At 66.2% G+C, this 25,082-nt stretch carries 24 protein-coding genes; 13 read left to right on the top strand and 11 right to left on the bottom strand.

From position 1 onward, the window contains the following. Positions 1 to 19 precede the first annotated feature (19 nt). Positions 20 to 1,147: a glycosyltransferase gene (locus NA5_RS15905; protein WP_062986482.1), complete on the top strand. Its 1,128-nt coding sequence runs from the start codon at positions 20 to 22 to the stop codon at positions 1,145 to 1,147. Positions 1,148 to 1,337: 190 nt separating this feature from the next. Then, entirely contained in the window at positions 1,338 to 2,939 is a 1,602-nt protein-coding gene (locus tag NA5_RS15900) for a dolichyl-phosphate-mannose--protein mannosyltransferase (protein WP_062986480.1), read from the top strand. A 3-nt stretch (positions 2,940 to 2,942) separates the two neighbouring features. On the opposite strand, the gene NA5_RS15895 is transcribed toward NA5_RS15900, so the two are convergent. Together NA5_RS15895 and arcA are read right to left on the bottom strand one after the other, a co-directional pair. Next, entirely contained in the window at positions 2,943 to 3,302 is a 360-nt protein-coding gene (locus tag NA5_RS15895) for a GntR family transcriptional regulator (RefSeq protein ID WP_062986478.1), read from the bottom strand. A 5-nt stretch (positions 3,303 to 3,307) separates the two neighbouring features. After that, the gene (gene arcA / locus NA5_RS15890; protein ID WP_245672251.1) at positions 3,308 to 4,606 is read right to left on the bottom strand and encodes an arginine deiminase; all 1,299 of its coding nucleotides are present in this window, start codon (positions 4,604 to 4,606) and stop codon (positions 3,308 to 3,310) included. Between the two features lie 109 nt (positions 4,607 to 4,715). Between arcA and soxR the strand changes: the two genes are divergently transcribed. After that, positions 4,716 to 5,201 carry a redox-sensitive transcriptional activator SoxR gene (gene soxR / locus NA5_RS15885; RefSeq protein WP_040695381.1) on the top strand — a complete coding sequence of 162 codons (486 nt, stop codon included), beginning with the start codon at positions 4,716 to 4,718 and terminating at the stop codon, positions 5,199 to 5,201. Here the strand turns inward: soxR and NA5_RS15880 are convergent. Beyond that, positions 5,170 to 6,048 (bottom strand): SDR family oxidoreductase, encoded by an 879-nt coding sequence (locus NA5_RS15880; protein ID WP_062986476.1) that lies wholly within the window; start codon positions 6,046 to 6,048, stop codon positions 5,170 to 5,172. The two genes, soxR and NA5_RS15880, sit on opposite strands and share 32 nt — an antisense overlap. A 208-nt stretch (positions 6,049 to 6,256) precedes the next feature. On the opposite strand from NA5_RS15880, the gene rsmI reads away from it, so the two are divergent. After that, a complete protein-coding gene (rsmI, locus tag NA5_RS15875; protein ID WP_084484168.1) occupies positions 6,257 to 7,114 on the top strand; it encodes a 16S rRNA (cytidine(1402)-2'-O)-methyltransferase in 858 nt (285 codons plus the stop codon). 87 nt (positions 7,115 to 7,201) lie between these two features. Then, positions 7,202 to 7,954, top strand: a complete 753-nt coding sequence (locus NA5_RS15870; protein ID WP_062986628.1) for an isocitrate lyase/PEP mutase family protein — start codon at positions 7,202 to 7,204, stop codon at positions 7,952 to 7,954. Positions 7,955 to 8,012: 58 nt separating this feature from the next. Here NA5_RS15870 and metG read toward each other — a convergent pair whose 3' ends face one another. After that, entirely contained in the window at positions 8,013 to 9,599 is a 1,587-nt protein-coding gene (gene metG, locus NA5_RS15865; protein ID WP_281201718.1) for a methionine--tRNA ligase, read from the bottom strand. A 77-nt stretch (positions 9,600 to 9,676) separates the two neighbouring features. Between metG and NA5_RS15860 the strand changes: the two genes are divergently transcribed. The 3 genes from NA5_RS15860 (at position 9,677) to rsmA (ending at position 12,768) form a co-directional block, all read left to right on the top strand. Further along, positions 9,677 to 10,504, top strand: coding sequence for a TatD family hydrolase (locus NA5_RS15860; RefSeq protein ID WP_062986474.1), 828 nt, complete (start codon positions 9,677 to 9,679; stop codon positions 10,502 to 10,504). Positions 10,505 to 10,701: 197 nt separating this feature from the next. Beyond that, positions 10,702 to 11,829: a resuscitation-promoting factor gene (locus tag NA5_RS15855; protein ID WP_062986472.1), complete on the top strand. Its 1,128-nt coding sequence runs from the start codon at positions 10,702 to 10,704 to the stop codon at positions 11,827 to 11,829. A gap of 57 nt (positions 11,830 to 11,886) precedes the next feature. Next, a complete protein-coding gene (gene rsmA / locus NA5_RS15850) occupies positions 11,887 to 12,768 on the top strand; it encodes a 16S rRNA (adenine(1518)-N(6)/adenine(1519)-N(6))-dimethyltransferase RsmA (RefSeq protein ID WP_062986471.1) in 882 nt (293 codons plus the stop codon). Positions 12,769 to 13,043: 275 nt separating this feature from the next. Here rsmA and NA5_RS43560 read toward each other — a convergent pair whose 3' ends face one another. The 3 genes from NA5_RS43560 to NA5_RS15835 all read right to left on the bottom strand — a co-directional run bounded on the left by NA5_RS43560 (position 13,044) and on the right by NA5_RS15835 (position 14,421). Next, positions 13,044 to 13,274, bottom strand: a complete 231-nt coding sequence (locus NA5_RS43560; RefSeq protein ID WP_503826373.1) for a DUF8832 domain-containing protein — start codon at positions 13,272 to 13,274, stop codon at positions 13,044 to 13,046. A gap of 170 nt (positions 13,275 to 13,444) precedes the next feature. Next, positions 13,445 to 13,651 (bottom strand): heavy-metal-associated domain-containing protein, encoded by a 207-nt coding sequence (locus NA5_RS15840; protein ID WP_062986469.1) that lies wholly within the window; start codon positions 13,649 to 13,651, stop codon positions 13,445 to 13,447. 164 nt (positions 13,652 to 13,815) lie between these two features. Next, positions 13,816 to 14,421 carry a TetR/AcrR family transcriptional regulator gene (locus tag NA5_RS15835; protein WP_062986468.1) on the bottom strand — a complete coding sequence of 202 codons (606 nt, stop codon included), beginning with the start codon at positions 14,419 to 14,421 and terminating at the stop codon, positions 13,816 to 13,818. 75 nt (positions 14,422 to 14,496) lie between these two features. On the opposite strand from NA5_RS15835, the gene NA5_RS15830 reads away from it, so the two are divergent. Further along, the gene (locus NA5_RS15830) at positions 14,497 to 15,267 is read left to right on the top strand and encodes an SDR family oxidoreductase (protein ID WP_062986466.1); all 771 of its coding nucleotides are present in this window, start codon (positions 14,497 to 14,499) and stop codon (positions 15,265 to 15,267) included. Between the two features lie 76 nt (positions 15,268 to 15,343). After that, positions 15,344 to 16,279 (top strand): 4-(cytidine 5'-diphospho)-2-C-methyl-D-erythritol kinase, encoded by a 936-nt coding sequence (locus NA5_RS15825; RefSeq protein ID WP_062986624.1) that lies wholly within the window; start codon positions 15,344 to 15,346, stop codon positions 16,277 to 16,279. An 11-nt stretch (positions 16,280 to 16,290) separates the two neighbouring features. On the opposite strand, the gene NA5_RS15820 is transcribed toward NA5_RS15825, so the two are convergent. Then, positions 16,291 to 17,208, bottom strand: a complete 918-nt coding sequence (locus NA5_RS15820) for an LLM class flavin-dependent oxidoreductase (protein WP_245672250.1) — start codon at positions 17,206 to 17,208, stop codon at positions 16,291 to 16,293. A 300-nt stretch (positions 17,209 to 17,508) separates the two neighbouring features. Here NA5_RS15820 and NA5_RS15815 point away from each other — a divergent pair, with 300 nt between their 5' ends. Next, complete coding sequence (locus NA5_RS15815; protein WP_062986464.1) at positions 17,509 to 19,299, top strand: ABC-F family ATP-binding cassette domain-containing protein; 1,791 nt, start codon at positions 17,509 to 17,511, stop codon at positions 19,297 to 19,299. Here the strand turns inward: NA5_RS15815 and NA5_RS15810 are convergent, their stop codons facing one another. Together NA5_RS15810 and NA5_RS15805 are read right to left on the bottom strand one after the other, a co-directional pair. Further along, complete coding sequence (locus NA5_RS15810) at positions 19,300 to 20,205, bottom strand: Abi-alpha family protein (RefSeq protein ID WP_084484167.1); 906 nt, start codon at positions 20,203 to 20,205, stop codon at positions 19,300 to 19,302. It abuts the gene before it with no gap. Further along, positions 20,202 to 21,524 carry a DUF445 domain-containing protein gene (locus NA5_RS15805; protein ID WP_084484166.1) on the bottom strand — a complete coding sequence of 441 codons (1,323 nt, stop codon included), beginning with the start codon at positions 21,522 to 21,524 and terminating at the stop codon, positions 20,202 to 20,204. Before NA5_RS15805 ends, NA5_RS15810 begins: the two co-directional genes overlap by 4 nt. A gap of 322 nt (positions 21,525 to 21,846) precedes the next feature. Here NA5_RS15805 and NA5_RS42210 point away from each other — a divergent pair, with 322 nt between their 5' ends. After that, entirely contained in the window at positions 21,847 to 22,725 is an 879-nt protein-coding gene (locus tag NA5_RS42210) for an Abi-alpha family protein (protein ID WP_084484165.1), read from the top strand. Between the two features lie 101 nt (positions 22,726 to 22,826). Beyond that, positions 22,827 to 23,381, top strand: coding sequence for a nuclear transport factor 2 family protein (locus NA5_RS15795; RefSeq protein ID WP_062986462.1), 555 nt, complete (start codon positions 22,827 to 22,829; stop codon positions 23,379 to 23,381). A 27-nt stretch (positions 23,382 to 23,408) separates the two neighbouring features. Here NA5_RS15795 and NA5_RS15790 read toward each other — a convergent pair whose 3' ends face one another. Then, positions 23,409 to 25,052: a peptide chain release factor 3 gene (locus tag NA5_RS15790; RefSeq protein WP_062986609.1), complete on the bottom strand. Its 1,644-nt coding sequence runs from the start codon at positions 25,050 to 25,052 to the stop codon at positions 23,409 to 23,411. Positions 25,053 to 25,082: the final 30 nt, after the last annotated feature.

Genomic DNA, 25,082 nt, shown 5'->3' with positions numbered 1-25,082 from the left:
TCGCTGCACGATCGGCGATGTGCGCATCGTGCAACTGGCGAACTTCTACGGTCCGCGGTCGGGTGGGCTGCGCACCGCACTGCATCACCTCGGCGAGGGCTATGTGGCCGCCGGGCACGAGGTGGTGCTGATCGTGCCCGGACCGCGCCGGAGCGAGGAGATCCTGCCGACCGGTGCGGTGCGGATCACCCTGCCCGCCTTGGCGATTCCCTGGACCGGTGGTTATCGGGCGGCGGATCCGCGTCGAGTGGCCGATGTATTGGCCGGATTGCGCCCGGACGTGCTCGAGGTTTCGGATCGGCTGACGCTGCGAGGGTTCGGACGTTGGGCGCGCACCCGCGACGTGGCGAGTGTGATGATCTCGCACGAACGCCTCGACCGACTACTCGGCCAGATCATGCCGGGCCCGGTGGCCCGCCGATGTGCCGATATCGCCAATCGGCGCACCGCAGAGGACTACGACATCGTGGTCTGCACAACGGAATTCGCGCGCGCGGAGTTCCTGCGTATCGATGCGCCCAATGTCGAACTGGTACCGCTCGGAGTGGATCTGGAGCTGTTCAGCCCGCGTCGCCGCGACTACCGTCTGCGCGCCGATCTGGGTGTGCCCGGACATCCACTGCTGGTGCACTGCGGCAGATTGTCGGTGGAGAAGCGGGTGGATCGCAGCATCGAAGCCATCGGCGCGCTGCGCAGGGCGGGCGTCGAGGCGAGGCTGGTGGTAGCGGGGGAGGGCCCGCGGCGCGAAGCACTGGAGCGTCGCGCCCGTGCGCTGCCGCCGCTGACCGGCGGGCTGGCCGCGGTGCACTTCACCGGTTTCATCACCGACCGTGCCATGGTGGCGAAACTGCTTGCCACCGCAGATGTTTCGCTTGCGCCGGGTCCACACGAAACCTTCGGCCTCGCCGCGCTCGAGGCTTTGGCCGCGGGTACGCCGGTCGTCGCAAGCCGATCCTCGGCGCTGGCCGATATCGTTACCGCCGAATGCGGCGCGGTGGCCGCCGACCGCCCGTCCGCTTTCGCCCAGGCCGTCACCGATGTGCTCGCGATGCCGACCGCTGGTCGTCGGAAGGCAGCACGCAGCCGGGCAGAGCAGTTCACCTGGCCTCGGGCGGTGGCAGGGATGCTCGCAGTGCTCGGACGGTGACTCCGAACGTCCTGGGGCGGACCCTCCCGTCCACTTCGGCGTAGTGGCAGTCATCGCATACTCCGACGCCACACCGGGCCGACAGGTAATACTCACGGGAATGTCCGTGAGTACAGCTCAGGGTGTGATTCGCGCGGCGGCGCGCTCACCGGTGCGGGTCAGGGGGCCACGCACAGCATACGATCGGGGCGTGACACAGGTGACCGACCAGCGCGCGACCGTAGCCGGGGCCGTGCCCTCTTGGTCGAGCCCCGCGCCCCTGCGTCCATCGCCCGACTTCGGGCCGCTCGACAAGATGCAGGGGTGGGTGGTCACCGCGGTACTCACCGCGATCGCGGCCTTGACGCGCTTCATCATGTTGGACTATCCGACCGATGCCTATACCCCGGTCTTCGACGAGAAGCATTACGCACCACAGGCCTGGCAGATCCTCACCGGCGGCGGCATCGAGGACAATCCCGCCTACGGACTGGTGGTGCATCCCCCGATCGGCAAACAGCTGATCGCGGTGGGCGAGTGGATGTTCGGCTACAACGGCTGGGGTTGGCGATTCAGCGCGGCGCTGGCGGGCACGATCCTGGTGCTGCTGGTCATCCGGATCGTGCGCCGGATGGCGCGTTCCACCCTGATCGGCGCGATTGCGGGCATTCTGCTGATCGCCGACGGACTCACCTTCGTCTCCTCGCGCATCGGCATGCTCGATATCTTCATGGCGGTGCTGGTCACCGCGGCATTCGGCGCTCTGATCGTGGACCGTGACGAGGTGCGGGCGCGAATCGCCGAGGTGGACTACGCGGGGCGGATCGATGCGAGCGAATGGGGTCCGCGACTAGGAGTGCGTTGGTGGCGTTTCGGCGCCGGGGTACTGCTCGGACTCTCTTGCGGCACAAAGTGGTCCGGGATGTATTTCATCCTCGCGTTCGGGCTCATGAGCGTCTATTTCGATGTCTCCGCGCGGCGCGCCTATGGTGTGCGGCGGCCATGGGTCGGTACGGCGGTACGTGATGTCGGGCCCGCGCTGTACTCGTTGGTGCTGATTCCGCTCGGGGTGTATCTGGCCAGCTACTGGGCCTGGTTCGCCAGTGAGGACGGTGTCTTCCGCTATGCGGTCGGCAATCAGGTCGGTCGGGATGGTCCGTGGTCGTTCCTGCCGAATGCGCTGCGCTCGCTGTGGTACTACAGCGGCGAAACACTGCGCTTCCACGAGGGTCTGACCAATTCGGCCGGTAACCATCACCCCTGGGAATCCAAGCCGTGGACCTGGCCGATGGGCCTGCGGCCGATGCTCTACTACTACGCCGACAGCGGTGTCACCGGCTGCGGTCAGACCCAGTGTGTGAAGGCCGTGATGCTGATCGGCACCCCGGCGATCTGGTGGATCGCCTTCCCGGTGCTGGGCTGGATGCTGTGGCGCAGTGTGGTCCGTCGCGATTGGCGCTATGCGGCGGTGCTCACCGGCTACGGCGCCGGACTCATTCCCTGGTTCTTCACCCTCGATCGGCAGATGTACTACTTCTACGCGGTACCGCTGGCGCCGTTCCTGGTGATGGGGATCGCGCTGGTGTGCGGCGATATTCTCGGCCCGGCCCGATCGGTACGAATACCGCGCAGTCCGGCGGGCACCTATCTGCCCGCCGTGCCCAGTGAACGGCGCAGCCTCGGACTGCTCGCGGTCTGTATCTACCTCGGCCTGGTGATCGCGAATTTCATCTGGCTCTGGCCGATTCTGACCGCGCTGCCGATCACCCCCGGCAACTGGCACGACCACCTGTGGCTGCCCAGTTGGCGCTGATGACTAACTCTCCAGAGCCGATCTGACGTACTGCAGGGCCGCCTCGTCATCGAGACCGAGCCGTCGGATGGTCGCGACGTAATCGGTCGCGGCGCGTCCTGCCAGGTCTTTGGTCGGGTCACCCGAGGACGCGATGAAAGAGCCTTGCCTGCCCCGGGTTTCGACTACCCCGTCGGCCTCGAGTTCGCGGTACGCCCGCGCGACCGTATTCGGCGCCAGCCCGAGTTGGGCGGCCAGAGCTCGCACCGTGGGGATCTTCGTCCCCGCCGTCAACTCGCCGGAGCGCACCTGCGCGATGACACCGAGCCGCAGCTGCTCGTAGGGCGGAACAGACGAATCATGGGTCACGATAATGGTGAACATCGCGCTCACACGTCATCTCGGGAGAGCGGGCAGGACATGCAGCGCGGACCGCCACGGCCGGAACCCAATTCGGAGCCGGGTATGCGCAGCACCTCGATGCCGGCATCCTCGAGCCGGGTATTGGTCATATTGTTGCGCTCGTAGGCGACGACCACGCCGGGCGCGAGCGCCAGGGTGTTATTGCCGTCGTCCCACTGCTCGCGTTCGGCCGTGACGCCATCGAGTCCGGTATCGATGACCCGCAGTTTGCCGATGCCCATCGCCTCCGCGGCCGCGGGCAGGAACGGATCGGGGCCGCGCATACTCACCCGGGCCTGGTCGTTGCGTCCGCCATAGTCGTCTTCGCGGTGAATCGTGAACGCGCACAGCGAATCCCGCACCGCTGGATACATCACGATGGCATCGGTGTCGACCATGGTGCAGACGGTGTCCAGGTGCATGGTCGCGCGATTCTGGGCGATCGGGACGACCAGCACGGTGTGGGCGAGATCGTCGTCGAACAGACTGCGCGCCAACGCTTCCGCGCCCGCTGGCGAGGTGCGCTCGCCGACGCCGACCGCGACCACGCCCGGCGCGAGCAACAGCACATCACCGCCCTCGATCGGCGCGGTATGCGATTCATAGGCTCGCCGCACGCCTAGGAAGCGGGGGTGGAATGCGTAGATGAGATCGGTGAGCGAGGTCTCGCGCATCCGGGCGGGAAGCGCGAGCGAGGTGATCGCCACTCTCGGGCCGACCCAGAATGACGAATCCCTGGTGAACAGCAGATTCGGCAGCGGATCGATGACGAAATCCGCACCGTGGTGCATGCGCCGCACCAGCGAAGTGTTGTCGCCTTCGAAGGGCAGCTCGTCGAAGGTCATCCCGGCCATCAGGATATTGGCCAGGTCCCTGGCTCGGACGCCGCGCAGGAATGCCGCGAGCTCGTCGGCCAGCATATGGCCGAGTTTGCGCGCGTCGACGGCGCCGGAGATGCCCTGGATGCGGGCCGCGCCGCTGACCGAGAGGGTTTCGGCGAGCAGATCGGCGAGCAGCAGCACTTCGACGCCGCGCTCGCGCAGCACACCGGCGAAGATGTCGTGCTCCTGCTGGGCCCGCTCGACCCATGGAATGCCGTCGAAGAGCAGTTGATCGTTATTGCGCGGGGTCAGCCGCCGCAATTCGTCGCCGGGCCGGTGCAGCAGCACCGTGCGCAGAGTCGCGACCTCGGAGGTGACCGCCAGTCGACCGCCCGGATTGCCAACACCATCGAACCCATCGTCCGCACCGCCATCGTGCCCCGCCCGCACCGCGTCTGCTCCCATGATCCGACCGTAGTTCGCCGAGGGCGTAAGAGCACGCAATTGGGTGTCGCCGATTCCGACCCCAGCACATCCTAACCTGAAGTATTGTTCAGGTGAATGGAGGAGCGTGATGTCGACAACCGATTGGCGAGCGAAGGAGCTGACCCCCGGGCAGCTGTCCGAGCGTAGCGGAGTAGCGGTCTCCGCGTTGCACTTCTACGAACGCGAAGGTCTCATTTCGAGTCGTCGCACCAGTGGCAATCAACGCAGATACGCCCGCGAAACGCTGCGCCGCGTCGCCTTCATCCGCATCTCCCAGCGGGTCGGCATTCCGCTGAGCGAAATCCGTGCCGCGCTGGACAAACTCCCCGAGGGCCGCACCCCCACTCGGCGCGACTGGGAGACCCTGTCCACCGCATGGCAGGCCGACCTCGACGACCGCATCACCCAGCTGACTCGCCTGCGCGACAACCTGACCGGCTGCATCGGCTGCGGCTGCCTGTCCCTCGGCAGCTGCCGACTGGTCAACGAACACGACCGCCTCGGCGAACAGGGCCCGGGCGCCCGCGTGCTCGATGTGACGCTCAATTGCCCATCGAAGCCAGCAGCCTGCTGAACCGATCGCTGGTGCGGCGGATCACGAATTCGTAGGGGTAGGCGAATTTGCGAGCCCACCAATAGCCGAAGCGGATATCGAAGGAGGTGTAGACGAGGAACCGATTGCGTTCGATGCCGCGAAGGATCTCCGCCGCAACATGTTCCGGTGATACGGCGTGCTTGGTGAATGCGGCGACGAGTCGCTTTATCTTCGGGTCTTCCCTGTCGACGCCGACCAGCTCGACGCTCTGCACCAGCGGTGTGTTCACCGCGCCGGGCACCACGAGATGCACCGAAATGTCATGGTGCCGTAAGTCGAATCGCAAGACCTCGGAGACGCCGCGGATACCGAATTTGCCCGCGCTGTAGGCGGCATGCCATGGCAGCGCGAGGATTCCGGCCGCCGAGGAGACATTCACCAGCGCCCCACCGCGTTTCGCCCGGACCATCGGCGGCACGAAGTTCTCGATCACGTGGATGGGACCCATCAGATTGACCTCCACCATTTTGCGCCAGTGGCGGTGCTCGAGATTCTCGACGGTGCCCCAGGTGGAGGTGCCCGCGATATTCATGACGACATCGAGGCTGCCGAATTCGGCGTGCACGTCGGTGGCGAAGCCGGTGACCGCGTCGTAGTCGGTGATATCCAGGGCCCGCGCGACGAGCACGGTACCGCCCGCCTCCTTGATGGTGCGAACCGTATCCTCGAGGCCCTCGGCATTGATATCGGTCAGCACCAGTTCCGCACCCGCCGCCGCGGATGCCAGGGCGGTAGCCCGGCCGATTCCGCTCGCCGCCCCGGTGACGAGCACCTTCGCATCCCGCACTGTCTTGCCGCGCCCCAAACCAAGCACACCGGATCCCATCTCGAATAGGCCGAATCGGTTGCACGCAGGGTACGCGGCAACCATCACGCTCCGACGTCTGACTCACGCCTTCCGTCCAGCGCGGCGGCGGGAACGATCGAGCCTGAGCAGCCGCACCGACCAAATCCAGGGCATATCGGCTCCGGCCGCGCCGTGCCGATACGCTGCGTTGGGAACGAGATGATGCGGTCGAGCGGACAGGAGTGGTGTGGCGGACCAGGTGGGGCGATTGGTGCTCGCGGCCACGCCGATGGGCGAGATCGGCGATGCCTCACAGCGGCTGCGCGAGGCGCTCGGATCCGCCGATATCGTCGCGGCCGAGGACACCAGGCGCACCCGTGCCCTCGCGAAGGCCCTGGGGGTGGCGATCACCGGGCGGGTGGTGCGCTTCGACGACCATGTGGAGTCCGCGAAGATTCCGGCGCTGCTCGATGAGATCGAGAGCGGCAGCACGGTGCTGCTGGTGACCGACGCCGGTATGCCGTCGGTCAGCGATCCCGGCTATCGCATGGTGGTGGCCTGTGTCGAGCGAGAGCTGTCGGTGACCTGCCTGCCGGGACCGTCGGCGGTGACCACCGCCCTGGCACTGTCCGCGCTGCCGGTGGAACGCTTCTGCTTCGACGGGTTCGCACCGCGCAAATCCGGCCAGCGTCGAGAGTGGTTGCGCACCTTGCGCACCGAGCCGCGAGCCTGCGTATTCTTCGAGGCCCCGCACCGGCTCGCCGACTGCCTGGCCGACGCGGTGGAGGTGCTCGGTCCGGACCGGCGGGCCGCGGTCTGCCGGGAACTGACCAAGACCTACGAGGAGGTCGTGCGCGGCAGTCTCGGCGAACTCGCCGCCTGGGCCGTCGACGGGGCACGTGGTGAAATCACCGTCGTCCTTGAAGGCGCCCAACCCGTCGTGGCCGATCCCGCCGATCTGGTCGACGAGGTCGAATCGCTGACGGCCGAGGGCATTCGCCTCAAGGACGCGTGCGCCCAGGTGGCCGCCGAGACCGGCGTTTCCCGCCGCGAACTCTACGACGCGGTACTGACCGCGCGCCGCGACGGCGGTGACAGTTTCTAGCGCGACTCGCCATCGCCGACACTTCCGGGCGGCCGGATGGGGAGTGTCATAGTGCTATCGGTCACGGGCGCGACGATGATCGGTGTCATGACCTCTTTGGAAAGTAAGGCCAAGGCGTTTCTCGAATTGCACGTGCCGGGCGATCCCGGTGTCTTTCCGACGGTGTGGGATGCGTGGTCGGCGAATGTCGCTGTGGAGGCGGGGTTTTCGGCGCTGACCCTGGGCAGTCATCCGGTCGCCGATTCGGTCGGGCGCAGCGATAAGGAAGGGATGACATTCGCGGAACTGTTGACCCGCGTTCGGCAGATCACCGGCGCGGTCGATGTTCCGGTGTCCGTCGATATCGAATCCGGTTACGGGCTCGGGCCCGCGCAGTTGATCGAGGGGCTGCTGGAGGCGGGCGCGATCGGGCTCAATATCGAGGACACGGTGCACAGCGAGGGTGGCCGCTTGCGCACCGCCGAAGAGCATGCCGATTTCGTGCGCGGATTGCGGCAATTCGCCGATGCGGCGGGTGTGCACGTGGTCATCAATGCGCGCACCGATCTGTTCATGCGCCAGGACGGCGACGACAGCGACCGCGTCGACCGTGCCATCGCGCGCCTGCGGCTGGCCGCCGAGGCGGGCGCCGACGCACTGTTCCCGGCGGGGGCTCGTGCCGACGCCGATATCCGGCGGCTGACGAGTGAACTGCCGCGGCCGATCAGCATGGTCGCGGTGCCCGGCGAGTCGGATCGGGCCGTGCTCGCCGATCAGGGCGTCGGCCGGATCAGCTTCGGGCCCATGCTCCAGTGGGCGCTGACCGCCGAAATCAATCGGCTGCTCGATCGCTGGAAGTAGGCAATCGCGAAGAGCCCCCGACCTTCTCGCGAAGTTCGGGGGCGCTGTCGTGGGTAGGCTATTTCTTCGGCTCGACGTAGCGCGGGTAGACCGCAACCGGCTCCGGCAGCGGGGTGCCGGGGACCAGCGGTGTCGCGATATCGGCGAATGCCCGGTTCGGTGTGGCGAGCAGGTCGAGGATCTTGCCCGCGGATTCGGGCATGACCGGTTGCACCAGAATCGCCACGATGCGCAGCAGTTCGATGGTCACGTACAGCACCGTCGCCTCACGGGCCAGTGCCTCCTCGGTGCCGGACTTGGCCAGCGCCCACGGCGCCTCCGCGGAGAAGTAGCGGTTGGCCTCACCGAGCGTCAGCCAGATCGCCTCCAGCGCCAAATGCATTTGCTGCGTGTCGAATTCGGTGCGGCAGCGCTCCAGCAGACCGTTGGCGCGGTCGAGCAGCGCGCGATCGGCCTCGGTGAATTCACCCGGCGTCGGCACCACGCCGCCGCAGTCGCGGGCCACCAGCTTCAGGCTGCGCTGCACCAGATTTCCGAATTCATTGGCCAGATCGGTATTGATCCGCCCGACGATCGCCTCGTGGCTGTAGCTGCCGTCCTGACCGTAGGAGATCTCGCGCAGCAGGAAGAAGCGCACCGCGTCGACGCCGTATTCGTCGACCAGCGCCAGCGGGTCGACCACATTGCCGACCGACTTGGACATCTTCTCGCCCTTGTTGTACAGGAACCCGTGCACGAAAACGCGTTTCGGCAATTCGATCCCGGCCGACATCAGGAACGCGGGCCAGTACACGGTGTGGAACCGGGTGATGTCCTTACCGATGATGTGCACGTCGGCGGGCCAGAACCGCTGGAACGCGAGCGATTCCGTATCCGGGAAGCCCACGCCGGTGATGTAGTTGGTGAGCGCGTCCACCCATACGTACATCACATGATCGGGATGTCCTGGCACCGGCACACCCCAGTCGAAGGTGGTACGCGAAATGGACAGGTCCTTCAGACCCGCCTTCACATAACTCACCATCTCGTTGCGAGCCGTTGCGGGCGCGATGAATTCGGGATGTTCGTCGTAGAGCGCGAGCAGCTTGTCCTGATAGTTCGACAGTCGGAAAAAGTAGTTCGACTCCTCGGTCCAGGTGACCGGCGTCTTCGATTCGGTCGAGATCCGGCTGCCGTCCTCGAGCAGCGTCGTTTCTTCCTCGGTGTAGAACGCCTCGTCGCGCACCGAGTACCAACCCGAGTAGTTGTCCAGGTAGATATCGCCGTTGGCGAGCATCCGCTCCCAGATCGCGGCGCTGGCCACCTGATGGTCGTCATCGGTGGTGCGGATGAATCGGTCGTAGGAGATGTCGAGCGTCTTGTCCATCGCCTCGAATACATCCGAGTTGCGCGCGGCGAGCTCCTCCACCGGCACCCCCTCGGCGACCGCGGTCTGCTGCATCTTCTGCCCGTGCTCATCGGTGCCGGTCATGAAGAAGACGTCATAACCGTCGAGCCGCTTGAAGCGGGCGAGGGCATCGGCCGAGATGTACTCGTAGGCATGCCCGATGTGCGGCGCACCGTTCGGGTATGCGATGGCCGTTGTGATGTAGAAGGCGGGGCGGTCAGCTGCGGTCATGGTGCATCTACTGTAATGCGCGTGGATTCCGAGGCTCACGTGAATATCCCCCGGGGCGACGACCGCCGTCGTGCGCCCGCGATCCAGTGTGCCGGAGTTCACCGATGAGCCCGAAACGGTCCGCTCCCGAGCTCCCGGAACCGCTCGCACCGCTGGTAGACGCGCATACCCATCTCGATGCCTGCGGGGCAACCGATGCGGAGTCGACGGCGGTGATCGTTGACCGCGCGGCCTCGGTCGGCGTCGGCCAGGTGGTGACCGTCGCCGATGATCTGGCCGCGGCGCAGTGGGCCGTGCGGGCAGCCAACTGGGATCGGCGGGTGTTCGCCGCTGTGGCACTGCATCCGACGCGGGCGAATGCGCTCGACGAAGCGGCCAAGACCGAACTGGAGCGATTGGCCGCTGATCCGCGCGTGGTCGCGATCGGCGAAACCGGTCTGGATTACTACTGGCCGGGCAAATTGGACGGATGCGCCGGTATCGAGGATCAGGTCGAAGGCTTCCGCTGGCATATCGACCTGGCCAAACGGCTGCGCAAACCGCTGATGATCCACAACCGCGAGGCCGACCACGATCTGCTGACGGTATTGCTGGACGAAGGCGCTCCGGAAACGGTGATCTTCCATTGCTTTTCCTCGGACACCAATATGGCGATGTCGTGTGTGGCCGAGGGATACATCCTCAGCTTCTCCGGCACCGTGAGTTTCAAGAACGCGCACGAATTGCGCGAGGCCGCCAAGGTAGTGCCCGATGACCAGATCCTGGTCGAAACCGATGCGCCATATCTCACGCCGCATCCATTCCGTGGCGCACCCAACGAATCGTATTGCCTTCCGTACACCGTGCGTGCCCTAGCGGAATTGCGTGAACAGGACCCGGCGGCGCTCGCCGAAATCACTACCGCCAACGCCCGCCGTGTCTACGGCATCTGAATTCACGCTCGGGTGAGCGGCGGGCAATTTCACCTGATCTTGTTTCACATTTGGTCGGGTAAGTGTGTCCTAGGTCACTTTGGTCTGTTCGTTTTGTGATTTACCTGCGGCGTCGATATCCGTTTGTGATATTGATACCCGCCGCTCGTAACACTACGGTTGTCGACCGCTGACCCCTTCGTTATCGTACTGTGACCATGTCCCCATTCACGAGGATCAACCAGTCCCGCTCGCCGCTGCTGTACGCGGCGGTCGCGGCGTTGCTGGTGACGTTGATCGTCGGTGCCGCGATGGCAATCGTGAACCGCAAGACGGTCACGGTCGTCGTGGACGGCGAGCAGATGACCCAGACCACCATGTCGCGCAATGTCAGCGGTGTGCTGAAGGCCGCTGGTTTCGATGTGAACGACCGCGACCTGGTTCGGCCCGCGCTGGCCGCGTCGATTACCGATGGCGCGACCATCACCTACAACCGGGCGCGTGAGGTCGCGATATCGCTGGACGGCAAGGCCGAGAAGGTGTGGTCCACCGGTCTGACCGCGGGAGACGTGGTCGACCAACTGCACCTGCCACGCGAGGTATTCGTTTCCCCGGCCCGCAATGAGAAGTTGCCGCTCGAGGGCGCCGCGCTGCGGATCGCCACCCCGCGTTCGGTTTCGCTGCTCGATGGCATCGGCAATCCGGTCGATGTTCGACTGGCCGCGCCGACCGTCGGTGAATTCCTCACCGCAGCGGGCATTCCGCTGATCGAGCAGGACACCGTCGAGCCCGCGGCGACCACGCCGCTCACCGATGGGCTGCGGATCGTGGTGACCCGCCAGCGCATCGAGAACAAGACCGAGACGGTGCCGCTGGATCCGCCGGAGAATGTGATCGAGGATCCGACCCTGAATATGAGCCGGACGGTGGTGGAGAGCCCGGGTGCGCCCGGCGTGCAGGACGTGACGTTCGCGGTCACCATGGTCAACGGCCAGGAGGTCAGTCGGCGGCCGATCGCTTCCAATGTGAAGGTGACGGCGCAGCCGAAGACGGTCCGCAAGGGCGCCAAACCCGGCACCGAGGTGCCGCCGGTGCGCGACGGCGATATCTGGGATGCGCTGGCCCGCTGCGAGTCCACCGGTAACTGGGCCATCAATACCGGCAACGGCTACTACGGCGGCATCCAATTCGACCAGGGCACCTGGGAGCGCCAGGGCGGTCTCAAATACGCCCCGCGCGCCGACCTGGCCACCCGCGAAGAACAGATCGCCATCGCCGAAGTGACTCGCGCCCGGCAGGGTTGGGGCGCCTGGCCCGCCTGCACCAGCCGCCTTGGCATCGGCTGAGTCTTCGAGGGGTGTGCCGGTCGGTCGCGGATCGGCGTGGTTGATACGTTGTCGGACGTGTCCGAACCCGATATTTCCGCTCGTGGGAGTGCTGCTTTGCTCGGGCCCGCCGAGGTGCGGGCGCTCGCCGAGCGACTCGGCGTGCGGCCGACCAAGCAGCTCGGACAGAACTTCGTACACGACGCCAATACGGTGCGGCGGATTGTCGCGGCGGCCGGAGTGGGGCGCGGGGACACCGTGCTCGAGGTCGGGCCGGGGCTCGGTTCGCTGACGTTGGCGCTGCTCGATGTCGTGGATTCGGTTGTCGCCATCGAGATCGATCCGGTGCTGGCGGAACATCTTCCGGTGACCGTCGCGGATCGCGCGCCGGAACTGGCCGGGCAGTTGACCGTCGTGGAAGCCGATGCGCTGCGAGTGGGTGCGGACAAACTGCCCGCGGCACCGTCGGCGCTGGTGGCGAATCTGCCCTACAACGTCGCCGTGCCGGTGCTGCTGCACCTGCTTGCCGAATTGCCCAGCATCACAACCTCATTGGTGATGGTGCAGGCGGAAGTCGCGGATCGTCTCGCCGCCGAGCCGGGCAGTCGCATCTATGGCGTACCGAGCGTCAAGGCGGGTTTCTTCGGTACCGTGCGCCGCGCGGGTGCGGTGGGCACCCAGGTGTTCTGGCCGGTGCCGCGGGTGGACTCGGGCCTGGTCCGCATCGAGCGCTACGCCGAACCGCCCTGGCCGATGGACGAGGCACACCGCCGCCGCGTCTTCGAGGTCGTCGACGCCGCCTTCGCCCAGCGCCGCAAAACCCTCCGCGCCGCCCTCGGCAATTGGGCCGGTTCTCCCGCCGAAGCCGAACGCCGCTTGGTCGCCGCCGGAATCGATCCGACCGCTCGCGGCGAAACCCTCGACACCGCAGCCTTTGTCCGTCTGGCCAACCAGACGTAACTGGAATCGGCGTCGCTGCTGTTATGTCGGACTGGTCGGTTTCTGTTGCGGGTGAGGCGGGATCGTGCACCGTGTTATCCACCCGGTTCGCTTGCTGGGGCGTCGTAGTGGTGAAACGGATTGTGGATAACCAACTTTTGCCTTGTTGGTCGCGAAACCCGATTCATGCGTTCGGGCAATAACCGACGCGTGTCGCCACGCGATGCGTTTCGCGCGGAAGGCGCAGGTCATCGCACCGAAGGTTAGCTCGGGCACGCGCCGGGCAGCACATGCGGTCAGGGGTGACCGTCACCCGAGTGGTGTCCACCATCGGATGTGGATGGCGCTGTGGATGATTCGACGCGCGCGGTGAATTCGGCCGTATGTGTGACACCGCCGTGCGAGAAGTCTAGATACAGCCGAAACGCGCCCGCACTCGGGGTCTCGACTTCCGAACCCGCTGGGGTGCGACCGATTTCGCCCTGCGGATGGACGTGCAGGTAGGCAAGGTCGTTGGCGCGCAACATCACCTCGGGTGCGGGTTCTTGTCGTGCTGGGTGGCGAATCGCGTGACCGGAGCGCCGTCCGGTCCGGTGTCGGCCCGGACGGATCGCCCACCAGGGCGCCGATACCGAGCGCGACACCGAACAGCGCGACGAGACCGCCGACCGCGCGGCGAATCTCGGTCGGGCCTGCATCAGACGGCGACCTGGTATCCCGCCTCGTCCACCGCGGCGACGATATCGGCGTCGGCGAGCGGTGCGGTGCTGTCCACCCGGACCGCGCCGCTGGCGAGGTCGACGTCCACGCTGGTCACGCCATCGATCTTGCCGATCTCCGTCTTGACCGAGTTGACGCAATGTCCGCAGGTCATCCCCGTGACGGTGTAGGTGCTCGTGGCCATCTCCGACTCCTTCGCTCACATTCGATCATACCGTGTGGGGGTATCCCCGACATCGATGAACATACCCCCGGCAGGTATAGAGCGCAAGTGGAAAATTCGCTGTCGTTCCGGTATTTCGTTGACTGGTCGCTACGAGGGCCCGGAAAGTTCCCGATGGCGCCGAATCAGCCGCGGACGGCGCAAGCCCAACCGTGCATGGCCATTTCGGCAACCCGCTCCAACTCGGCGGAACTCGCGCCGTCCCGAGCCGCCTGTGACATGCCCTGCATAACGGTGCCGACATAGCGCGCGAGCGTCGCCGCGTCGGCGTCCGGCGGCAACAAGCCTGCGTCGACATCCGCTTGGATGCGCTCGGCGAAGGCCGCCACATTCCGATTGCGAATCGCGCGCAGCATGTCGGCGATCTCGCTGCTGGTGGTATTGAGTCCCGCGCTGATCACCAGGCAGCCGTGCGGGCAATCGGGTCTGGTGTACTCCTTCGCCGCCTCGTGCAGGATGCGGCACACCACTGCTTCTGCGGTCGGCTCCTCGGCGAGCGCGCGTGCGATGAAGCTCCCGTAGCGCGCGCCGAAGACTTGCACCACCTCGTTGAACAGCGTCGCCTTATCGCCGAATGCGGCATACAGGCTCGGCGCCCCGATGCCCATCGCCGCGGTCAGATCACCGATCGAAGTCGCCTCGTAACCGCGCGCCCAGAACAGCCGCAGCGCCTTTTCCAGCGCGGCATCGCGGTCGAACGAGCGGGGTCGGCCCCTGGTCGGTGCACTCATGAGAACATTTTATAGCGCTCGCTAGATAATGTGCTAACGTCCTTTCTGTAGTGACCACTAGAGAAAGGACCTGTCATGGGTGCACAGCTGCAAACCGCCCGGCTCGACGGCAAGACCGCACTGGTCACCGGCGCGAGTCGCGGCATCGGCCGGGCCATCGCGGAGCGGCTCGGCCGGGAGGGGGCGCGGGTCGCCGTGCACTACAACGGCAATGAGCAGGCGGCGAAGGAAACCGTCGCCGCCATCGAGGCCGCGGGCGGTTCGGCCTTCGCGATCAAGGCCGAACTCGGCGTACCCGGCGATGCCGCGGCGCTGTGGGCCGCATTCGACGCGCACGCCGACGGCGTGGACGTCATCGTCAATAACGCGGGCATCGATGGCATCCGCGAACCGATCGGCGGCACCGATGAGGCCGCCTTCGACCGAGTCTTCGCCGTCAATGCGAAGGCGCCGTTCTTCGTCACCAAACTCGGGCTGGCTCGGTTGCGCGACGGCGGCCGCATCGTCAATGTCTCCACCGGCCTCACACACGGGGCGAAAATGCCGCAGCTGATCGCCTACACGATGACCAAGGGTGCGATCGACACCTTCACCCAAACGCTGGCAAAGGAACTCGGCGCGCGCGGCATCACCGTCAATGCCGTCGCACCGGGTGTGATCGATACCGATATGAACGCCAACTGGTTGCGCAATGCCGAGACCGAGGCGTTGGTGGCGGGATGGTCGCCGCTGAATCGCGTCGGCCAGCCCGGTGATATCGCGGATATCACCGCATTCCTGGCCTCCGACGATTCGCGGTGGGTCACCGGACAGTGGATCGATGCCACCGGCGGGGCGCTGTTGTAACCGTCCGACGCATGGGCGGTGAATGTCTCATCTCGAGCTGAGCACCTGTCGTACCCACCGGATAGGCTTGAGCACCGTGTTGTCAGTTGTGCCAAGTCCCGTTATCGTGCGCGCACCGTCCAAGGTGAATCTCCACCTAGGCGTCGGTGACGTGCGCGCGGACGGCTATCACGATCTGACCACGGTGTTCCAAGCACTCTCGCTCAGCGATGATCTGGAACTCGCACCCGCCGCCTCGCTGACCGTGCGGGTCAGCGGTGAGGGCGCCGACAATGTGCCGACCGATCGCACCAACCTGGTGTGGAAGGCCGCTGTGCGGGTCGCGCATCTGGCGGGCCGCGCGCCGCTGGTCGAAATCGCCATCAACAAGGGCATTCCGGTGGCCGGTGGCATGGCGGGCGGGAGTGCGGATGCCGCCGCCGCACTGGTGGGCCTGAACGAACTCTGGGACGTCGGGCTGACCCGTGACGAATTGTTCGCGGTGGCAACCGAACTCGGCAGCGATGTGCCGTTCGCATTGCACGGCGGAACGGCGCTCGGTACGGGTCGGGGCGAGCGGCTGCTTCCGGTGTTGTCCCGCAATACTTTTCACTGGGTACTCGCACTGGCCAAGGGCGGATTGTCCACGCCCGCCGTATTCGCCGAACTCGACCGACTACGCGAGATCGGCAGCCCGCCCCGGCTCGGCGAGCCGCAGGCGCTGATGCAGGCGCTGGCCTCCGGTGATCCGAAACAGCTTGCCCCCCTGCTCGGTAACGATTTGCAGGCGGCCGCGCTGTCGCTGAAGCCCGAATTGCGGCGCACGTTGCGCGCGGGCGTCGGTGCCGGAGCGCTTGCCGGGCTGGTCTCCGGCTCCGGCCCGACCTGCGCATTCCTCTGTGACAGTGCGGACGGCGCGGTGGCGGTCGCGGCCGAACTCGCGGGTGCCGGTGTGTGCCGCAGCGTGCGCACGGCCAGCGGACCGGTATCCGGCGCGCGGGTCATCAGCAGCGACGCGCCCGGCAAGCGCTGACGTTTCGCCGGTTATCCGATGACGTCGGCGAGGCGGTCCACCTGGTCGGCGTCGCGGCCGTAGCAGTAGAGCATGACCTCGTCTGCGCCGAGATCCTCGAACTGGCCTATGGCCGTGCGGATCTCGGCGGGCGTGGTGAGCATTCCGGCGAGCATGAAGTCGGCGCGGCCGCTGAATTCGTAGTACCCGCCCATCGAGGCGCGGGCGTCGTCGATCAGGTCGGGTGCGCCGAGCGCGACATTGACCTGGGCGACAATGCGGGGCTCGCCGTCGTGGCCGTGTTCCTTCCATGAGCGGCGAGCGGTATCGAAGAGGCCACCGGCCCACGAGGGTGCGGCGGCGGCGAGAAAGCCGCCGCCCCAACGGCCCACGCGATCGATGGCGGCGGGCTGGAATCCACCGAAGAGCAGTTCGGGCCCCTCGGGACGCAGCGGCGCGGGACCGATCGGTCCGCAGTCGGTGCTGTACGGCTGGCCGGACCACAGGCGGCGCATGATCGCCAATTGTTCGTCCAGGCGACGGCCGCGCGAGCGCAACTCGGTGCCGGAGGCGATGTGATCGTCCGCGCGACCGCCGACGCCGAGACCGAGCACCAGGCGGCCGCCCGACAAGCGATCGAGGGTGGCGGCCTGCTTGGCGAGCAGCGTCGGCTCGCGCAGCGGCGCGATCAGCACCTCGGTCTGCACCTTGATGCGGCTGGTGGCACCGGCGATCATGCCGAGCGCGACCAGGGGTTCGGGATTGTCGTAGACGAGCCGGTCGAGCAGGCCGAGCGTGGAGAACGGACCCGCATCGGCGCGGCGGGCCCAGTCGAGCAGGGCGGCGGGATCGGAGATGGGCAGACCCAGTCCGACGTGCATGAGAACCTCCAGGTAGGGGTAGGTGAACCGTGCCGCCCCACTCGCCTCGGACTCGAGGTGGGCTCCCATTCTGCGGCTGTGTCTGAGGAGCGCCATAACATCGTTCGTAACGAACGGTGTTCGCTGTGATGACTGTAAACGAACGCCGTTCGTCGCGCAAGTAGCGGCGTGCCCACGCGGATGGGCGCGCGCAGGACCCGACGGTGGACCCGGGGGCTGCGGACGACCGCGCTGGTCGGTGGCACTCTGGCGCGCCCCGGGACAACAGCACATGGGCGGGGCGCGTTCGGTGGGGCGACGGCGGGTTCGGCGTGCTCGGTACGCTTGCGCGGGGCGAGTGCTCGCCCGGCGCATGACTCGGAAGGATCCATGTCCAACCTGATCAATCTCGAACAGGTCTCCAAGAGCTTCGGCATCAAACCGCTCCTGGACAATGTTTCGCTCGGCATCCACGCGGGCGAGCGGATCGGTGTCGTCGGCCTGAACGGCGGCGGCAAAACCACCCTGTTGGAGGTGCTGACCGGCCTGGAACCGCCCGACAGCGGCCGGGTGAGCAGGGTCGGCGGGCTGCGCATGGCGGTGGTGACCCAGCGTGGCGTACTTCCCGTCGGCGCGACGGTCGGATCCGTTGTGCTGGCCGGACTGGCCGATGATGCGATGACCGACGATGTGGCCGAACACGAATGGGCCTCGGATTCCCGCATCCGTTCGGTGATGGAAGGCATCGGGATCGCGGGCCTCGGCCTGGATACTTCCGTCGACAATCTCTCCGGTGGCGAGCGCCGCCGCGTCGCACTCGCCGCCGCACTGGTTCGCGACCTTGATCTGCTCGTCCTCGACGAGCCGACCAACCATCTCGATGTCGAGGGTGTGCAGTGGCTGGCCCGGCATCTGCTCGAGCGCCGCAGCGCGCTGGTGGTGGTCACCCACGATCGCTGGTTCCTCGACACCGTCGCCACCGACACCTGGGAGGTCGTGGGCGGCAAGGTCGAAAGTTATGAGGGCGGTTACGGCGACTGGATTTTCGCCCGCGCCGAGCGGGCGCGGCAGGCTGACGCCTCCGAGGCCAGGCGCGCGAATCTGGCGCGCAAGGAGTTGGCCTGGTTGCGTCGCGGTGCGAAGGCGCGCACCTCCAAGCCGCGCTATCGGGTGGAGGCGGCCGAGGCGCTGATCGCCGATGTCCCGCCGCCGCGCGATAGCGTCTCGCTGGCCGCCTTCGCGCGAAAGCGCCTGGGCCGTGTTGTCATCGAGCTCGAGGACGCCACCCTCACCACCCCGGATGGTCGAGAGTTGGTGCGCGACTTGACCTGGCGCCTGGCGCCGGGGGAGCGAGTCGGTCTGGTCGGTGTGAACGGCTCCGGCAAGACGACCCTGCTACGCACACTGGCCGGTGCCGTCGAACCCGCTGCGGGCAAACGTATTCAGGGCCAGACGGTCCAGATCGGTTGGCTACGCCAGGAACTCGACGACCTACCTACCGACTTGCGGGTGCTGGAGGCAGTACAGCAGATCGCGCAGCGAATCATGCTGGGCGATAAGGAAATCTCCGCGGGCCAGCTGGCCGAGCGCCTCGGCTTCACCCCGGCCCGTCAGCGCACTCCGGTCGGCGACCTATCCGGTGGTGAGCGCCGCAGGCTGCAACTGACCCGAATCCTGATGTCGGAACCGAATGTCCTGCTCCTCGACGAGCCGACCAACGACCTGGACATCGACACCCTGCAACAACTGGAAGACCTGCTCGACAACTGGGCGGGCACGCTGGTCGTGATCAGCCACGACCGCTATCTGATCGAGCGCATCTGCGACTCCACCTGGGCCCTGTTCGGCGACGGAAAGCTCACCAATCTGCCCGGCGGCATCGACGAATACCTGAAGAAGCGCGCCGCATCGAGCTCCGCCACAATGCGATCCACCGACGCCAAGCCCGCCGAGGCGCCCGCCACTGACTCGGCCGCCTACCGCGCCGCCCGCAAGGAGCTGGCCAAACTCGAGCGCACCATCGACAAACTCACCGAACGCGAGCAGCGCCTGCACACCGCCCTGGCCGATGCCGCAACCGATCCGGACAAACTCATCACGCTGGGCGCGGAGCTGAAACAGATTCTGGCCGAAAAGGAATCCGCCGAAGAGCGCTGGCTGGAGCTGGCCGATGGCGCCTGATCAGCTGGTGCCGGAGACGCGCCCGTCCTGGACGACGACCGGCAGGCAGGTCTGCACGAAGTCCGCGCCGAAGCCGGTGAGTGCGATGCTGCGGTAGTAGACCTTGGTGCCGAATCCGGAGCGCTTCAACACTTCTCGGACCGGGGATTGGGCCTCGAGGAGTTGGTAGCGGTTCGGGTTGCCCACCGGTTCCTTGACGAATTCGATCAGGCCGAGGCGGCGCAGGTTGGGCAGGTACTGCTGGATGCGGTTGGGGAAGCGCAGGCCCGCGTGCTCACCGATCAGGTTGAGGCCGGAGATGATTCGCTCGACTCCGATGCCGCGCGGTCGTCCGGCGCGGATATCGATCGAGGGCTGCGGGCCGTCGAGGTGCAGGAAGCGCAGGATGCGCGCCTCATCGGGGGTCAGCTCTTCGAGCATGCGCGCGAAGGCCGGATGGGTTTCGTGGTGCTCGCCCTGTGTGCTCGCCGACAGTCGCAGCAGCGCCGCGCCCTGCTCACGCAAGGTGGGAACGGCATCCGGGGTGGGCTGTTCGGGCGTGGCGGGCAGCCGCAATGCCCGCCGCACCGCGTCACGAACCTCGGCCTCCGCCTCGGCAAGCACCTCACGCGGGGGATTTCCGGCGATACTGCCGCGCACCACGGTGGCCCCGACGCCGAGGGCGGTGTCGATGCCCCAGGCGGTGACTCCGGCCGCGGCGCTTACCGCGACCCGGGCGACTCCGGTGGTCGCCCGAACCGTCTTGCGTACGGAGCTGGGCTGCCGCTTCGGCTCGACCGCGCTGACCGGCAGCCGCGCGATCTCGGATGACTCGGAAGTTCTTGCGTTTTCGGCCACTTCGGACTGCTCGGTTTGCTCGGAGCCCTGCCCGGTGGCCCGCAGATCGTCGCCGCCAGCTTCCGTCATAGCCATGTTGTCGCCACTCCCGTTCCGAAGATCAGGATGTGAGCGTATCCGGCGAAGAGCCCCAACACGCCGCCATGCAGAAAAAGGAGCCATTCGTCCTGTTTGATGGCCGATCGCAGCATATCCACGAAGTCGGGGGGCGATAGCGCCGACATCTGTTTGGCGATGTAGTCGTTGATCTGCCTACCCTGCTGGACGTTGAAGTCCGGATCCGCGAAGGCGATCGGCGCGATGGACATCGCCTCGGTGGTCAGCGTCGATTGCAGCGAGTCGTACTCCCGGCTGCCGAGCACGAACTTCACCGCCGGTCGCGCCGGGCCGAGCGCCCGGTCCGCGGCGGGGCGCAGCGTGTCCTCGAGCATCTGCATGGTCCGGTCCGAGCGCGGCCCGTTCAGCAGCTCGTCACCGATATTGGCCACGGTCATCACCTGACTGGACACCAATTCCGCGTAGCCGTCGGTGATTTCGAGCTGCCGCTTGATCAGCAGACCCTGCCGCCACGGGCACCACCACTTCGGGTACGCGGGCGCGAAGATCATATTCAGGCCGATCCAGTTGACCACCCAGCCGATGATGACGCCGCCGACCGGCAGCACCACCAGCGTCGACCAGCCGGTCGCATGCAAAACGGCGACCAGCACCACACCCATCGGCGCGCCGAAGTAGAAACCGAAGTTCTGCATGAAACGCAGTTCCTTGGCGCCGAGCACCTGGAAAAGGGTGTTCAGCAGATGCGGACGCGCCTGGAAATAACGGATGACCATCTGCTTGACGTCGAGCAGCTGATCGATATTTGCGCCCAATTCCTCGGTCAGCTCGCGCAGAATATCGGGCAGCTGCTGGCGGACTCGCGCGTGAATCATGTCGCGCACCCCGGTCGGCAGGTTGTACCAGAGTTGTGGATGTTCGCGCCGCAGGATTTCTTCGACTATGTCCTTGATCTGCGCGTCGGCGATAGTGGCGAGGTGTTCGGCGAGCTTGTCCGGTTCCAGTTCGCGATAGAAGTCGGCGACGCTGCCGAGTTTCGCCAGGCCCTTGTCGACCGCGATGCTCGCCATTTTGTCCGCGCGCGAGGGCACGATGCCCTGCCAGCCGATTCGGCCGTCGTAGCTCAGCAGCGGCAGCACCTGAATTCGCTTGGGCAGGAAGGGAAACAGCGCACGCAATCCGGGTAAACGAATACCGTGGAAGGCGACCGGCTTGAACAACATCAGGATGCCGGTCCAGTTGGTGATGTAACCGATGACGCCAGTGAAAAGGGGGATAGTCACTAACTCCAGGAGGACCGTCGGATGAATACCGAAAACACTCTCCAACACGACACCCTCCTGCCGATATACCGGTGACCGCCGCCTCACCGGCAACCCAAACTAGCACCCGGTCGGCAGACGGACCCTACTGTGCGGTCGAGAGTCTCGCGAGTTCCTGGGCCAGGACGGATTGTCTGAGACATCAGTCACACTGTGTGTCCAGAATGTCGTAGTGTCAACCAGCGGCGGAGACAATGGCGACCATCACGCGTCCGACAGCAGGGGTCGGCGTGTTGCCGGCCCAATCGGCTCACGGTAAGGCAGACCTGGAAGGCTGGCGGGCAATAATCTGTGGGCGTATTCGTTCACTTGGCAATACATCGGAGAGAACGTGACAGACGACAGGACCGGACAGGACATAGCCCGGGCCGGTTCCCGCTCGGTGGAGCGCAGCTCGGATGTCGAACAGCGGCAGATCAGCAATGAGGCGAGGCTGATTCGCGGTGTGTTCCGAGCGGCGGGGCTCGCGGCGGGCACCGTGGTGCGCGGCAGTCAGTGGGCCGTCGAGACGACCTATGAGGTGACCAAGGAGATCACCCAGGCCGCACTCGACGGTGAGTCGTCGGCGGATATCGCCGAGCGCACCGGCAACGCGTTGCGCTCCATCGCGCGCAGCGCGCTCGGCGTCACCGAGGGGTCGGTGCGCGAAATCGTCAGCTACGTACCGACTTCCAACGGCGCGGCGCAGCCGACGGCGATCGGCATCGGCGCGCCGCTGCACTCGGCCAGCAGCGAAGAGTTGCGCCGCCGCGGTGATGCGCTGCTCGCCCGCTCGGCCGATGTCTACTTCACCGAGGACGTGCACCCGGCCTACGACCGGATCCTCGACGAGTTGGCTCCGGACGAGGCGCGCATTCTGCGGTTCATGGCATTGAACGGTCCGCAGCCGTCGGTCGATGTGCGCACCAACCGTCCGCTCGGCATCGGCTCGGAATTGGTGACCGGTGATCTCACATCGGTACCGGAACAGGCCGGTGTGCGTTATCCGGACCGCGCCCGCACCTATCTGATCAACCTCAATCGCCTCGGCCTGACCCAGGTTTCCGATGATCCGGTGGTGCTCAGTCGGTACATGGTGCTCGAGGTGCAGCCGGTGGTCGAGGCGGCGCTGAAGAAGGCCGGACGCGCGCCCAAGATCGTGCGCAAGAGTCTGCGGCTGACCGAATTCGGCAGCGACTTCTGCAACACCTGCTTCACCATCGGGAACTGACCCGTACGCCGGGACCGCCGATTTCGGCTCGAAGTGATAGCAATCTGATACAAATCTCCCAATCTCTGTAGCGCGGCGACTTCGAATGGGATTGTTGAGTTATGGACCGGGATGCTGTGTCAGCGATCAGTCGCCTGAAGTTCAGGTATCTGCGCACCCTCGACACCAAGTCGTGGGACGAATTCGCGGACACCATGATCCCGGAGGCGACCGCCACCTACAGCGAATACCTGCAGTTCGAGTCGCGGGACGCGTTCCTGGCGTTCATGCGCAACACCCTCGGTCCGCACGTCATCACCGAGCATCGATGCGACCATCCGGAGATCGATGTGGAAGGCGATACCGCCACCGGCACTTGGTATCTCGCCGACACCGTGCTGATACCGGCACACAATATGCTGCTGCGCGGCGCGGCGTTCTATACCGATCGCTACGTTCGCTGCACGGACGGACGCTGGCGCATCGCGCATACCGGATACGAGCGCACCTATGAGGTGGTGCTCTCGCTCAGCGATCTGCCGAGCCTGCGGTTGACATCGAGTCGCTGGGGGCTGATCGCGCGCGAAGACGGCATCGCGTCGGTGGAACGCAATCCCGGCACCGCCCCGCCGCAGCCGGAGTCCGTGCCGGAGGCGGCCGAGCCCGAGGCCGGGTGAGCGCACCGGCGCGAGCATCGACTCCGGCTAGTCCGCGGCCGCGACCAGCGGCTCGAGCGTGAGCTTCGGATGCTCCTTCTCGATGTACTGCAACCGCCACTTGTCGCTGAACAGCGCCAACAGCGCCCCGTCGGAGCGGGTGAACACCTCGACCCCACGCTGTCGATCGAGTTCGGCCATCGACTCCGCATCGGTGCGCCGGGCCAGCGTGTAGGGCAGGTGCTCCATATGCGTCTCGACATTGAACTCGGCGAGCATCCGCGCGGTGACCACCTCGAACTGCATCGGACCGACCGCCGCGAGCACCGGCGAGGCATCACCGCGCGCGTCATTGCGCAAAACCTGCACAACGCCTTCGGAATCGAGTTGGTCGATGGCCTTGCGGAACTGCTTGTACTTACCCGCACTCTGCGCCCGCAGCACCGCGAAATGCTCCGGTGCGAACGAGGGGATGGGCGGGAACTCCACCTTCTTGTCCACGAACAGCGTGTGCCCCGGCGCCAGCGCGGTGGCATTCACCAAGCCGACCACATCGCCCGGGTAGGCGGTGTCGACAGTCGAGCGTTCCCGGCCGAAAACAGTGAGCGCGTATTTGGTCGCGAACGGCCGACCGGTCTGGGCGTGCGTGACCACCATCCCGCGCTCGAATTCACCGGAGACGATCCGCATGAAGGCGAGCCGATCCCGGTGTGCCGCGTCCATTCCGGCCTGCACCTTGAATACGACCGCGCTGAACGGATCGGTGGTGTTGCGCGGCGTGCCGCCGATATCGGCGCGCGAGCCCGGTGCCGGTGCCAATGCGACCAGCGTCTCCAGCAGTTGGCGCACACCGAAATTCAGCATCGCGGAGGCGTAGATGACCGGGGAGGTCTGCCCGGCCAGGAACATTTCCTGATCGTGGTCCTGCCCGGTGGCGGAGAGCAGTTCGCTCTCCTCGGCGGCGGTCGTCCATGCCGCACCCTCGCGGGCCTCGGCCGATTCCGGGTCGATCGATTCCTCCGGCGCGATGGTCGCGCCACCTGCGGTCCGGGTGAAGTGGATGTATTCGACGGCCACGCCGTCCGGACCGCGACGCAGCAGACCGCGGAAGTCACCGGCGATGCCGACCGGTAGGAATAGCGGCGTGGGGGTGAGACCGATCCGCTCGCTGATCTCGTCGAGCAGTTCCAGCGGCGCGCGGCCGGGACGGTCCCATTTGTTGATCACGGTGATGACCGGAATGCCGCGATGGCGACACACCTGGAACAGCTTCAGCGTCTGCGGCTCCAGGCCTTTGGCGGCGTCGATGAGCATGACCGCGGCGTCGACGGCGGTGAGCACGCGGTAGGTGTCCTCGGAGAAATCCGAGTGGCCGGGGGTGTCGACCAGGTTGATGACGTGATCGATCTCCGAGCCCGCGGCGCGGTAGTTGAACTGCAATGCGGTCGAGCTCACGGAGATACCGCGCGCCTTTTCCATTTCCATCCAGTCCGACACAGTGGACTTGCGCCCGGCCTTGCCGTGGATCGCGCCCGCCTCGGAGATCATTCTGGCGTGCAATGCCAGCGCCTCGGTGAGCGTCGACTTGCCCGCGTCGGGGTGGGAGATCACCGCGAATGTGCGTCGCCGGGCGACCTCGGCGGGCAACCCACGCGGGGCGGGCGTGACGACACCCTCAGTGGAGGCGGTCAACTGCAACAACCTTTCTTCACGGCCGATCGG

Source organism: Nocardia anaemiae NBRC 100462 (assembly GCF_001612725.1).
GTDB lineage: Bacteria > Actinomycetota > Actinomycetes > Mycobacteriales > Mycobacteriaceae > Nocardia > Nocardia anaemiae.
Note: the sequence above shows the minus strand (reverse complement) of the source record. Positions and strands in the feature narration are given on the sequence as shown.